Consider the following 11932-nt stretch of genomic DNA (forward strand, 5'->3'; position numbering starts at 1 on the left):
TGACATGAACCTCTATCACTGCTCGATCGATCTGCACCACGAAGCAAAAGCAATTGCCTTTGCCAATGCCGTGGACCAATGGATGTCCTATCTGCGCGAGCGGGATGTCATTCAAGGCTGGCGACTTCTGCGTCGCAAACTGAACCTGGCCAGTGACAAACATCGCGATTTCCTGCTGGAAATCGAATTCGCCAATATGACCCAGCTGGATCAGGCGTTTCGGGTGCTGGGTGAAATGGATGAAAACGTCGAGCGGCTCTATGCGAATGTAAATGCGCTGATCGCCTCGGCTGATTTTGGCCTCTACCGGCCCTTCCCCGATCCTGAGCGCGCCGAGCGTATGGCGCTGATCTGACCAAGCCTGCGCCGACGAAACACGAGCGCCGCACCGCAACGGAAAATCCCCCGCCAGCGATTGACGGGGGATTTGCTAATTTTTGCAGCGCGTCGACTTACAGTCCGTAAAGCGCGCCGAATTTGTCTTCCAGATAGCTCAACAGCGGCTCCGGGCTGGGCGCCATGCCTGCCGCATGGGTGATGGTCTCAACCGGGCTGCGCAGCCCGCCATGGGTTTGCAGATTATCACGCAGCCAGCTCGTTGCGGCGACCGTATCACCCGCCGCCAGCTGCGCATCCAGATCCGGCACTGCCTGACGCAGCGCGTCATAAAGACAGCCGGCATAGACATTGCCCAGCGAATAGGTTGGGAAATAGCCAAACAGCCCCACCGACCAATGCACGTCCTGCAAACAGCCATTGGACGGTTTGTCGACGTCATAGCCAAAATCAGCGGCAAAACGGTCATTCCAGGCCGCTTCCAGATCCTGCACCTGCAAATCGCCCGACATCAGCGCGCGCTCCAGATCAAACCGCATCATCACATGCAGATTATACTGCAGCTCATCGGCCTCGGTGCGGATGTAGCCGTTGTGAACCGCATTCACAGCCGCATAGAACGCATCGGCATCTGCAATGCCAAAGTCACCAAACTGCGACACCATCTGGTCAAACAGCCACCCGGTAAAGGCACGGCTGCGGCCCAGCTGGTTCTCATAGATCCGGCTCTGGCTTTCGTGCACCCCCATAGAGACACCCCGACCGAGTGGTGTCAGCAGATAGGCCTGATCAATGTTCTGCTCATAGGCAGCATGACCGACCTCGTGAATGGTGGAGTAGAAACAGTTGAACGGATCATCATCGCTGGTCCGCGTGGTCACGCGGACATCCAGACCGCTGCCGGAACAGAAGGGATGCACCGCCTTGTCGACCCGACCATGGCGCATCTGATAGCCAAAAGTCTCGGCCAGCGTGGTGGTCAGCGCCATCTGCTTGTCTGCATCGAAATGACCGCTGACGCCCTTTGGCGCGGGTTTTTCCAAAACCCGGGCGCGCAGATCAACCAAACGCGGGCGCATGGCATCAAACAGCGCAGCGATCTCGGCGGCGGTGGTGCCATGTTCGTAATCGGCGATCATCGCGTCATAGACGTCACCCCCGGCGGCCAACGCCTGCCCCTCTTCGCGTTTTAGCGCGACCACTTCCTCCAGCACCGGTAGGAAGGCTGCAACGTCCTCAGCAGCACGGGCAGCTGCCCATTTCCCCTGCGCCTCGGAGGTGACGCGGGCGATGCGTTTCGCCAGATCACCCGGCACTTTGACAGCACGCTCATGACTGCGACGGATCTCGCGCAGCTGGGCGGTACCCACCTCATCCGGGGCCTCGGCCCGTGCCAGCCAGTCGGCCACCTGCGGGTCAGAGCGACGGGCGTGCAGAACGGCCTCAATCGCCGCCATTTCTTCGCCCCGCTGGGGGGCGGCACCGCGTGGCATCATGGTTTCCTGATCCCAGCCCAAACGGCCGGCAATCTGGCCAAGCGCCTGGGTGTCACGCTCATAGGCCATCAGGTCGTCAAATGCGCTCATTCTCAGTGATCCTTAATCGAAGTTGCAATGGGATAACCCGACAGATACCGCGCCCTGAGGATCAGGACCCAGAGACAGACAGCCATCAGCTGATGCAGGATCGCGATCTGCCAGGGTGCGGCATAGAGCACGGTGACGATACCAAGGACCATTTGCAACAACAGCGCCGCAAAGACCGCGTTAAAGGCAAAGCGCGTGCGTGGATGGGCGCTGCCACGGCCCCGCAGCCAGACCACCACGCCAAAGGCCAGCAAGAGATAGCCGCTGACCCGGTGAATGAACTGCACAAGGCCGGGGTTTTCAAAAAAGTTGGTCCAAAGCGGCTGCAACATAAACGGCTCAGGCGGCAGGATTTGACCCGCCATCAGTGGCCAATCAGTATAGGACCGGCCTGCATCAATGCCTGCCACCAGCGCACCGAGGATGATCTGCAAAAAACTGAAGTGCAGTAACCCGGTGGAGAGACCAAACAGCTTGGCCTCCTTCGCCCGACGGGCCTGCATCAGATCACGCTCTTCGCGTCCCAGCAGGAACATGTACCAGGCGATGAAGCCCAGAATGACAAATGCCAGCCCCAGATGGGTCGCCAAGCGGTAAGACGCAACAGAGGTCATGCCCTCGCCCTGCGTTACACCAGAGGCCACCATCCACCATCCAATAGCCCCCTGAACAGCGCCCAGAAGGCCGGGCAACGCCAATCTTCCGGCCCACCCAACGGGGATCTGCCGTGTAACCGCAAAGCCGAGGAATCCAAGCGCCCAAACCAAGCCAATCACCCGTCCCAATTGGCGATGGCCCCATTCCCACCAATAGATCTCCTTGAAATCCGCCAGCTGCATCCATTGATTTTCAATGCGCCACTGATCGATTTCCTTGTATTTGTCGAACTCTGCCTGCCAATCTGCCTCGCTCAGCGGTGGCATGGCACCGGTCACAGGCCGCCATTCGGTGATCGACAGCCCACTGTCGGTCAGCCGGGTCAGCCCGCCGACAACAATCATCGCCACCACCAGCGCAAAGAGCACTGCCAACCACGCACGAATGGCGCCCCTTGCGCCGCGACGGGTGCGGTCAATACCGCCGGGTGTCGCCTGTGGGCGTTCTTGCGGCTCGTTGCCAGAGACCTCTTCGAAAATGCTGCGCTTGCTCATGCTTGCCTCTTCCAATTTCTCGTCAAGCTAGGCCGCATGTTCGGCCCCGTCCAGTGGGCGACTATGCTGCAAATCCGCCCGAAGTCGCGCCTCAGTCGCGTTTTTCCTTCCAGCGGACCATCTGTCGCATGATCCCATGCAGCATCTGAACGTCTGCGCGGGTGAGCGGCATCCGGCTGAACATATTGCGGAACACGGTTTTCATGCTGGGCGCCTTGTCGGGCGGAAAGAAGAACCCTGCGTCGTCCAGCCGGTCCTCATAATGATTGACCAGCGCGTCTACATCCGCGTGGCTGGCCCAGTCGGATTTGCCAAGGTCAGTCACGACCGGGGCAACCTCTGTCACCTGGCGGCGCCATTCATAGGCCGTCAGAAGTACGCATTGGCCGAGGTTAAGCGAGGCAAATTCAGGATTTACGGGAACAGAGATAATGGCATTGGCCCGGGCGATATCCTCGTTCTCGAGGCCTGCTCGTTCGGGGCCGAACATCACCGCAACCTTCTCACCTGCCGCGATCTTCTCAGCGGCCAGTTTCATGGCTGCTTCCGGGCTATAGACCGGTTTGGTCAACTCGCGTGGGCGCGCCGTGGTGGCGAAAACGAAATCGCAATCCTCAATCGCACCCGCAAGATCCTCAGCGAGCCGCGCCTCATCCAGCAACCGCCCCGCGCCCGAGGCCATGGCAACGGCCTTGGGGTTAGGCCAGCCATCGCGCGGCGCCACGATGCGCATCCGGTCAAGCCCGAAGTTCCACATCGCGCGGGCGGCAGCGCCGACATTCTCACCCATCTGCGGGCGTACGAGGATAAAGGCGGGTTGTGGGGTATCGCTGGGCATCCGTCTCTCCAAAAAACCTGCACTGCTCTAGTCGGCACAGGCGTGATGGGCAAGGCCGCGCGGGGCGACTTCTGCGGGAAACCCGCTATATTCCATATATATCAGCGCTGCATCACACGGAAATAACCCGCTCGGGATGTCGCCAAATCCTTGCGTCCAGTGGCAAATGCGCTAAACACCGACAACCACTGAACAGGAGCCCTCCCCATGGACAGCCCCGCTGACGCCCCCGAAACGCCGCAGATCTATCTGACGACGCCCCCCAGTTTTGAGCTCGGCCGCTTTCCCGACCAATTGGCACGGGTGCTGGATTCGGTGGAAATTGCCTGCGTTCGTCTTGAGCTGGCCAGCCGCGATGAGGACACGCTGAGCCGGGCCGGTGATGCCCTGCGCGCCGTGGCCCATGCCCGCGATGTGGCAATTGTGATCGCGGATCACCAGATCCTTGCGGAACGCCTGGGCCTTGACGGAGTCCACCTCTCGGACGCGGCCCGCCCGGTTCGGGCGGCGCGTAAAGCGCTTGGCACCGATGCGATTGTCGGCAGCTTCTGCGCGGCGTCGCGTCACGATGGTCTGACCGCCGCCGAAGCCGGTGCAGACTATGTCAGTTTTGGCCCCGTTGGGACCTCAGGTCTGGGCGATGGCAATCAGGCTCAGAAAGAGCTCTTTGAGTGGTGGTCCCAGATGATCGAAGTGCCAATCGTGGCAGAGGGCGGCCTCACACCTGAGCTGGTCCGTAATCTGACCCCCTATACGGATTTCTTCGGTATCGGAGATGAGATCTGGCGCGAAGAAGATCCCCTCATGAGCCTGCGCAACCTACTGGCGGCGATGGAGGGCTAAAAGCCCCCCAGCCGAATGTAGCGCAACAGACGCCCATGACAGAACACCTGACCGGCGCTCACTTCCGGTCAGAGGAACAGCCGCTCTACGCACCAGTAGCCACCGATCAGCGCAATGGTGAAACTGGCCGGGATGGCGACCCTGCCCCGATATTTCGGATGCCGCCAGAACCAGAACCCGAGGAGCGCATAGGCCGCCCCGACGACGGTCAGCTGCCCCAGTTCGACGCCCACATTGAACCCCAGCAGTGCCGGCAGGAACTGCGCATCCGGAAGACCGAATTCACCCAGCACCGAGGCAAACCCCAGCCCGTGCAACAACCCGAACCCAAAGATCACCAGCGTTCGCCAGCTGTGCAGTTTACGAGCAAAGATATTCTCGACCGCAACAAACACAATTGACCCGGCAATCAGTGGCTCCACAATGGCAGGATTGATCTGCACCAGCCCCAAAGCGCCAAGCGCAAGGGTGATGGTATGCGCCACCGTGAAGGCGCTGATCTGCCAGATCAGAGGTCGCAGCCGGGTGCTGAAGAAAAACAACCCCAGCACAAACAGGATATGATCCAGCCCCTTTGGCAGGATATGGGTGTACCCAACGGGGATATAGTCAACGAACGCCTCGCTCGGCGTCTGCGCCAGTCCGCCTGAAAGGGGAATGGTCGGGGTGGTTTCACCACCTTGCAGGTAGCCGGTGTAGGGACCTTCAACACCGTTTTGGCGCAGGACCACGCCGCCCGACCCTTTTGGCCAGCCCAGTTTCAGCCCCCGCGCACCTTCCGGGATTACCCCCGAAAGCCGCAGCAAGGTACTGCGTGGCAGGGCAATGTCCCCCGGCTCCGGGATTTCAATCGCGGTCACCTCCATTGCGATATCACCACGCGCTTCCACCTGAAGGCTCTGCAGCCAGTCTTCTGCGAACAGCTGCACCATAGGCGCCAGCTCATCCGGTCCAAGCGCCCGCAGGTCGTCATAGTCCTGCGCCTGAATGGCCGTATCGGTATCAACCATGCCATCCAGATCAATACCTGCCACAAAAGCCTCAGCGTTGATCCGCAGATCCATGGTCAGCTGATCGCCGGAAATCTCAAAATCCGCAATCGTCGGCGTGACTTCATGGGCGAAGCCGCTAGAGTGTGAGACGCTCCAGAAGAGCAGGACCAGCAGCAGACGCCTCAGGTGATGCCTCCAGCGGATCGACCTTCCGCGCGGCACCTGCGCCACCCGCTGCCAATGTCTGTCACCAACCGTCCCAGCCAGAGGTCTCATCTGCGCCATGCGTTTTGCCCGCCCTGTTGCCTTTTTTCTGCTCGCGCTTGCCGCAAACACCGTCGGTCGCGCTGCCCTTGCTCACGAGTTTTGGATTGCGCCAGAAAAATATCAAGTAAAATTAGGCGCCTCGGTTCAGGCGGATCTGCGCAACGGGCAAATATTTAGCGGTGCGCGGTTGCCGTATTTCGATCGAAATATCGCCCGGTTCGAGACCTGGGAGCAGGCGGGGGTCCGCCCCTATGGCGGACGGATGGGCGACATGCCAGCACTTCAGTTGGAGCCCCCGGCGGAGGGGCTGCTGGTTGTGGTTCACGAGACCACGCCGGACCATCTGACCTACGACAGCTGGGAGGATTTCGCCAAATTCGCAGCCCACAAAGACTTCCCCGATATCGAACAGCGCCATAACGCCCGCGACCTGCCCCGTGAAGGGTTTGTGGAGCGTTACACCCGCCACGCAAAATCGCTGGTTGCTATTGGCAGTGGCGCAGGAGCGGACCGCGCCGTTGGCATGCTCACCGAATTTGTCGCATTGGCCAACCCCTACAACGATGATCTCAGCAGCGGTCTGCCAGTCGAACTGCAATTCCGGGGCCACCTACGCGCAGACGCCCAGATCGAAGTTTTTGAGCGGGCCCCGGATGACACTGTGTCCGTTACATTGCTCCGCACTGACGCTGGTGGCCGCGCCGTGGTGCCTGTGAAATCAGGCCATACCTATCTCCTGGATGCGGTGGTCCTGCGCCCCGTGGATCCTGAGGCTGCATCCCAGACTGATAGCGCAACCACAGGCAAGCCCGCGCCGGTCTGGCATACGCACTGGGCTGCTCTGACTTTCGCCATTCCCTAGTTCGGTTGCGGCTTGCGGGGGGCGAAAAAACGCGGCAATACGGGTTTTATGACACAGCCTCCGCATGTTCCCGCCTCACATCAATCTGACGCCACGCCCCTGTCCGGTGGTCCCGCCTCAGCGCAGCCTGATATCCTCTGCATCGGATCGGTGCTCTGGGATATCATTGGCCGCTGCACTGCGGAAATGCAGCGTGGATCGGATATGCCGGGGCGGATCACCCGCCTGCCCGGCGGTGTGGCGATGAACATTGCGATGACCTTGGCCCGTTTTGGCCTGCGCCCGGCCCTCCTGAGCGCCATCGGTCGTGATGCCGAAGGGGATGAACTGGTCCATGCCTGCGCCCATCTTGGCCTGATCACCGACCACCTCTACCGCTCTGAGGATCTGCCCACCGACCGCTACATGGCGGTCGAGGGCGCCAATGGTCTGATAGCCGCCATCGCAGACGCCCATTCTCTTGAGGCCGCAGGTGCGAAAATCCTGCGTCCGCTGATCGATGGCGCTCTTGGCAGCAAGGATGCACCATATAGCGGCCCGGTGGCGCTGGACGGCAATCTGACCTTGTCTCTGCTGGATGACATCACCGCCAACCCGGCCTTTGCGAAGGCGGATCTGCGCGTCGCCCCCGCCTCACCCGGCAAGGCTGAGCGTCTGCGACCGTTCCTGCTGCGCAGCTGTGGCACACTTTATGTGAACCTTGAGGAAGCAGGCCTGCTCTGTCAGGACGAATTCACCGACAGCCCCACCGCCGCCCGCGCCATGCTGGATCGCGGCGCCGCACGGGTATTGGTCACGGATGGGGGCAGCACCGCCACCGAAGCTGACCATAACGGGCTGATCACCCAGGCCCCGCCGCGCGTGACCGTCGCGCGCGTGACTGGCGCTGGCGATACCTTCATGGCTGCACATATCGCAGCCGAGGCCCGCGGCGAAGACCGCGAAACCTCTCTTGCATCGGCACTGAAGGCCGCTGCAACCTATGTTTCAGGAGAACCACCCCTTTGATTAACATGACATTTTCCGCCGAAGTCGCTGCAGCCCGCGCCTCCGGCCAGGCCATCGTCGCGCTTGAAAGCACCATCATCACCCACGGGATGCCCTATCCGCAGAACGTCGAAGTTGCCGCACAGGTTGAGGCCGATATTCGCGCCGCCGGCGCCGTACCCGCCACCATGGCCGTGATCGACGGCGTGCTGCACATCGGGCTTGAAGCGGAGCAACTGCAAGCGCTCGGCCAGGCCAAGGACGTCGCGAAGATTTCGCGCGCGGATATGCCCGCCTGTATCGCAACCGGCGGCACTGGTGCCACCACCGTTGCGGCGACCATGATCGCAGCACGGCTGGCCGGGATCAGCGTTTTTGCCACCGGCGGCATCGGCGGGGTCCATAAAGGCGCAGAAACCAGCTTTGATATTTCCGCCGACCTTATGGAGCTGGCGCAGACCCCGGTCACCGTGGTGGCTGCGGGCGCAAAGGCGATCCTCGACATCCCCAAAACGCTTGAGGTGCTGGAAACCCAGGGTGTGCCTGTGATCGCCTACGGGCAGAACAGCTTCCCCGCGTTCTGGTCGGCAACCTCTGATCTGGCTGCCCCCCTGCGCATGGACAGCGCTGCAGAGATCGCCCGCGCCCATGCCACCCGTCAGGCGATGGACCTGCCCGGCGGCCAGCTGATCGCCAACCCGATCCCCGCAGACGATCAGATCGCAGCTGAGGATCTGGCTCCGGTTCTGGCGCAGGCCCAGTCCGAAGCGGATGCGCAAGGCGTCGTCGGCAAGGCGGTAACCCCCTTCCTGCTGCAACGCATCTTCGAGCTGACCGAAGGCCGTTCGCTGACCGCCAATATTGCGCTTGTGCGCAACAATGCCCGTCTGGCCGCTGAAATCGCCAAGGAATTGGTCAACTTGAAGCAATAAAGGCCCTTTCTGCGCAGCTGCCCATTGCGGTTGCGCAGATCCCTGCCTAGCTTCCTTACGTTCCTCACCGGTGAAACGCACAGATGACCACACCCTTTGACGACGAAACCACGCCCCGCCGCCCTGGCCTTTTTGCCCGACTGCGGTCGTCCTTCTTTACTGGCATCGTGGTCATTGCCCCGGTCGGGCTGACCATCTGGCTATTGTGGACTGTGATGGGCTGGATCGACGGTGTGGTGTTGCCGCTTGTGCCGCATACCGTACGGCCCGAGCAATATATCGGGATCAACCTGCGTGGCGTCGGTTTGATAATCTTCCTGCTGTTCACCATTGTGGTGGGCTGGATCGCCAAGGGCATCATCGGCCGTTCACTCATCGGTTTTGCCGAAAGCCTGGTGGACCGCATGCCGGTGGTGCGCTCGATCTATTCTGGGATCAAACAGATCTCGGAAACCGTGTTTGCCCAGACCGAACGCAGCTTCGACACCGCCTGCCTTATCCAGTATCCGCGCCGTGGCATCTGGGCAATCGGCTTTGTCTCCACCACCGCCAAAGGTGAGGTGGCAGCGCGGGCCGAGACGGGTGGCAACCTCCTGTCGATTTTTGTGCCGACCACACCAAACCCCACATCCGGGTTTCTGCTGTTCTTTCCTGAGGAAGATGTGATCCCGCTGGACATGACTGTGGAAGAGGCTGCCAAACTGGTGATTTCCGCCGGACTGGTCTATCCCAACGCCAAGGATCCCACAAAACCTGCCGAGCTCGTTTCAGACTGAATTCCGGCGCCCAATCAGGGGCACCACCAGGCCGGGGTTCTGCGTTCAGCCAAACATCTCCGCCAGATCCACCGTCGACCGGAGGCCGATGGCGTCGCTGTCCTGCTCCAGAAACCGCTCCGCAGCTGCACGTCCAGCGGCTTTCAGCTTCGCCAGAATCTGTGGGATCGGGATCAGCTTGGTATTGACGGACAACTCCCGCATCAGATCATCATCAGCGATCATATGCACCAACACCCGTTTCATCTCTCCCGCCGCCAGCTGTCCCTCTGCCAGCAACCGCTGAACAAAGGAAATCGCCCGCAGCTCTCGCAACAGAGATGAGTTGAAGCTGATTTCATTCACCCGGTTCTGGATCTGCTGCGGCGTGCGCGGCAGCTCATCGCGTTCCAGCGGGTTGATACTGACAATCACCACGTCCGAGGGCAATTCAGGCCGGTAAAGCGGAAATAGCGCCGGATTGCCGGTATAACCGCCATCCCAATAGGGCTCCAACCGTCCGGTCTTCGGGTCCTCAATCTCAATCGCCTGAAACAGGTTCGGCAGACAGGCAGAGGCCAGGATCGCGTCGGTCGTGACCTCCTCACCGGAAAACACCCGCACCTTGCCACTGCGGACCGATGTGGCGCAGATGAACAACTGTGGCCCCTGAACGGCGCAAACCTCAGCAAAATTGAACCCCTCCACCACGGGTCTGAGCGGATTGCGATAGAACGGCCCATAGCTATAGGGCGACAAGATCTGGCCCATGGCCTCACGCGGGGAAAACGGCGCGATCCAGTCCAATGCGCCCAGCAGCGGTGCGGCATCAAGCCCTGCCAGCCAATGGGCAAACCGCATGTCCCCCACCGCCCCCATCCGCTGCCAGAGATGATCAAGACAGGCCCGCGCCCCTGCACGCCCCCCCTGAACCAGCCCGGATTTCAACGCCGCCCCGTTCAGGGCCCCAGCAGAGGTCCCGGTGATCGCGGCGATCTCCAGATCCTCACACTCCAAGAGCCGGTCGAGAACACCCCAGGTAAACGCCCCATGCGCGCCACCACCCTGCAGGGCCAGATTGATCCGCTTTGTCACACTCTATCTCCTGACCGGCGGCGCAGATCGGGGCCTGCGCATTTCACTTTTCACCTTTCCCAAAATACTCCGGGGGTGAATTGCCCCTGATGGGGCAAGAGGGGGCTGGCCCCCTCTCTACGTTTGCATCCCGACTACAGCGCGGTCCAGCCACCATCGACGCTCAGGGTGGTGCCAGTCATCTGCGCCGCCGCATCGGAACAGAGGAACACTGCCGTGCCGCCCAGCTGTTCAACCGTTGCAAACTCGCGCGAGGGCTGGCGTTCCAGCATCACCTTCTTGATCACCTCTTCCCGGCCCATATTATATTTTTCCATCGTATCGGGGATCTGCGCCTCCACCAGCGGGGTCAGCACATAGCCCGGGCAGATCGCATTGGCGGTGATCGGCTCCTCTGCGGTTTCCAGGGCCAGCGTCTTGGTCAAACCGACAACGCCATGTTTGGCGGCGACATAGGCCGATTTGTAAGGGGACGCCGTCAAACCATGCGCCGAAGCGATATTGATCACCCGGCCCCAGCCTGCGCCGCGCATCATCGGCAGGGCCGCAGCGGCGGTGTGAAAGGCTGACGACAGGTTGATGGCAAGGATTGCGTTCCACTTGTCGACCGGAAACTCATCCACTGGCGCCACATGCTGGATCCCTGCATTATTGATCAGGATGTCGCAGCGACCGGATGTGGTGATCAGGGCGCGACAGGCCTCTGCATCGGACATATCTGCCTGAATATAACGTGCCTCAACGCCGAACTCGGCAGCGATCTCGGCGGCCAGCGCATGGTCCTCGTCACGGTCGGTAAAGGAGTTCAGAACCACATCCGCCCCGGCACGCGCCATCTCCCGCGCAACCCCAAGACCAATACCGGAATTCGACCCGGTAATCACCGCACATTTGCCGCTCAACGTCATCTTGCTCTTCCCTTCCTGTGCAAAACCTGATTGGTGCAACTGTGGCATGCTGCACCTGCAAAGGAAACGGCAATCACCGCGTGAAAGTTGCAAGAAACCGGTCAAAAAAAGAGCCTGCCCGCAGACAGCTGACGCCGATCAGGTGACATCCGGATTGAGGCTCTGCGGGTCAACGCACCGTAGGAATTGGGAACCGCAAGGTCAAAAAAAACGCCCGCACGAAGCGGGCGTTAAGTTATTGAGGCAGGTTTCATACAGGCAAGAAACCTATCGAGCAGTGAGACCTTTATAAGCAATTTCCCCCGCTCATCCAAGCTAAAAGTTTGAATTGACCCGACAGCGCCGTTAGCGTTGGTGTTCATGAAAATAAGGCCAGAGCG

At 60.7% G+C, this 11932-nt stretch carries 12 protein-coding genes; 6 read left to right on the forward strand and 6 right to left on the reverse strand.

All coding sequences use genetic code 11. The features are described 5' to 3' along the window. The first annotated feature begins 4 nt into the window (after nucleotides 1–4). On the forward strand, nucleotides 5–355 hold the full coding sequence (locus INHI_RS0108245; protein ID WP_014874626.1) for a DUF6614 family protein: 351 nt from the start codon (nucleotides 5–7) through the stop codon (nucleotides 353–355). Nucleotides 356–452: 97 nt separating this feature from the next. Here the strand turns inward: INHI_RS0108245 and INHI_RS0108250 are convergent, their stop codons facing one another. The 3 genes from INHI_RS0108250 to INHI_RS0108260 all read right to left on the reverse strand — a co-directional run bounded on the left by INHI_RS0108250 (nucleotide 453) and on the right by INHI_RS0108260 (nucleotide 3911). Continuing rightward, nucleotides 453–1922 carry a carboxypeptidase M32 gene (locus tag INHI_RS0108250; RefSeq protein ID WP_027247344.1) on the reverse strand — a complete coding sequence of 490 codons (1470 nt, stop codon included), beginning with the start codon at nucleotides 1920–1922 and terminating at the stop codon, nucleotides 453–455. 2 nt (nucleotides 1923–1924) lie between these two features. Further along, nucleotides 1925–3073, reverse strand: coding sequence for a heme A synthase (gene ctaA / locus INHI_RS0108255; protein ID WP_027247345.1), 1149 nt, complete (start codon nucleotides 3071–3073; stop codon nucleotides 1925–1927). 91 nt (nucleotides 3074–3164) lie between these two features. Continuing rightward, a complete protein-coding gene (locus INHI_RS0108260; protein WP_027247346.1) occupies nucleotides 3165–3911 on the reverse strand; it encodes an RNA methyltransferase in 747 nt (248 codons plus the stop codon). 207 nt (nucleotides 3912–4118) lie between these two features. Here INHI_RS0108260 and INHI_RS0108265 point away from each other — a divergent pair, with 207 nt between their 5' ends. Continuing rightward, on the forward strand, nucleotides 4119–4754 hold the full coding sequence (locus INHI_RS0108265) for a thiamine phosphate synthase (RefSeq protein WP_014874622.1): 636 nt from the start codon (nucleotides 4119–4121) through the stop codon (nucleotides 4752–4754). 68 nt (nucleotides 4755–4822) lie between these two features. Here the strand turns inward: INHI_RS0108265 and INHI_RS0108270 are convergent, their stop codons facing one another. Next, nucleotides 4823–6031 (reverse strand): HupE/UreJ family protein, encoded by a 1209-nt coding sequence (locus tag INHI_RS0108270; protein WP_027247347.1) that lies wholly within the window; start codon nucleotides 6029–6031, stop codon nucleotides 4823–4825. Here INHI_RS0108270 and INHI_RS0108275 point away from each other — a divergent pair. The 4 genes from INHI_RS0108275 (at nucleotide 6030) to INHI_RS0108290 (ending at nucleotide 9570) form a co-directional block, all read left to right on the forward strand. Next, nucleotides 6030–6875, forward strand: coding sequence for a DUF4198 domain-containing protein (locus INHI_RS0108275; RefSeq protein WP_014879963.1), 846 nt, complete (start codon nucleotides 6030–6032; stop codon nucleotides 6873–6875). The genes INHI_RS0108270 and INHI_RS0108275 overlap by 2 nt on opposite strands. A 48-nt stretch (nucleotides 6876–6923) precedes the next feature. Beyond that, a complete protein-coding gene (locus tag INHI_RS0108280; protein ID WP_014879962.1) occupies nucleotides 6924–7883 on the forward strand; it encodes a PfkB family carbohydrate kinase in 960 nt (319 codons plus the stop codon). Beyond that, nucleotides 7880–8794 carry a pseudouridine-5'-phosphate glycosidase gene (locus INHI_RS0108285; RefSeq protein WP_027247349.1) on the forward strand — a complete coding sequence of 305 codons (915 nt, stop codon included), beginning with the start codon at nucleotides 7880–7882 and terminating at the stop codon, nucleotides 8792–8794. The genes INHI_RS0108280 and INHI_RS0108285 overlap by 4 nt, the downstream gene beginning before the upstream one ends. Before the next feature lie 83 nt (nucleotides 8795–8877). Beyond that, the gene (locus tag INHI_RS0108290; RefSeq protein WP_014874617.1) at nucleotides 8878–9570 is read left to right on the forward strand and encodes a DUF502 domain-containing protein; all 693 of its coding nucleotides are present in this window, start codon (nucleotides 8878–8880) and stop codon (nucleotides 9568–9570) included. Nucleotides 9571–9615: 45 nt separating this feature from the next. On the opposite strand, the gene INHI_RS0108295 is transcribed toward INHI_RS0108290, so the two are convergent. After that, complete coding sequence (locus INHI_RS0108295; protein WP_027247350.1) at nucleotides 9616–10644, reverse strand: patatin-like phospholipase family protein; 1029 nt, start codon at nucleotides 10642–10644, stop codon at nucleotides 9616–9618. Between the two features lie 134 nt (nucleotides 10645–10778). After that, entirely contained in the window at nucleotides 10779–11552 is a 774-nt protein-coding gene (locus INHI_RS0108300; protein ID WP_014879959.1) for a 3-hydroxybutyrate dehydrogenase, read from the reverse strand. Nucleotides 11553–11932: the final 380 nt, after the last annotated feature.

Source organism: Phaeobacter inhibens DSM 16374, from assembly GCF_000473105.1.
Lineage (GTDB): Bacteria > Pseudomonadota > Alphaproteobacteria > Rhodobacterales > Rhodobacteraceae > Phaeobacter > Phaeobacter inhibens.

Coding starts and splice junctions, on each gene's coding strand:
- INHI_RS0108250 (WP_027247344.1), bottom strand. CDS start 1,922: ATGAGCGCATTTGACGACCTGATGGCCTATGAGCGTGACACCCAGGCG.
- ctaA (WP_027247345.1), bottom strand. CDS start 3,073: ATGAGCAAGCGCAGCATTTTCGAAGAGGTCTCTGGCAACGAGCCGCAA.
- INHI_RS0108245 (WP_014874626.1), top strand. CDS start 5: ATGAACCTCTATCACTGCTCGATCGATCTGCACCACGAAGCAAAAGCA.
- INHI_RS0108290 (WP_014874617.1), top strand. CDS start 8,878: ATGACCACACCCTTTGACGACGAAACCACGCCCCGCCGCCCTGGCCTT.
- INHI_RS0108270 (WP_027247347.1), bottom strand. CDS start 6,031: ATGGCGCAGATGAGACCTCTGGCTGGGACGGTTGGTGACAGACATTGG.
- INHI_RS0108260 (WP_027247346.1), bottom strand. CDS start 3,911: ATGCCCAGCGATACCCCACAACCCGCCTTTATCCTCGTACGCCCGCAG.
- INHI_RS0108265 (WP_014874622.1), top strand. CDS start 4,119: ATGGACAGCCCCGCTGACGCCCCCGAAACGCCGCAGATCTATCTGACG.
- INHI_RS0108300 (WP_014879959.1), bottom strand. CDS start 11,552: ATGACGTTGAGCGGCAAATGTGCGGTGATTACCGGGTCGAATTCCGGT.
- INHI_RS0108275 (WP_014879963.1), top strand. CDS start 6,030: ATGCGTTTTGCCCGCCCTGTTGCCTTTTTTCTGCTCGCGCTTGCCGCA.
- INHI_RS0108280 (WP_014879962.1), top strand. CDS start 6,924: ATGACACAGCCTCCGCATGTTCCCGCCTCACATCAATCTGACGCCACG.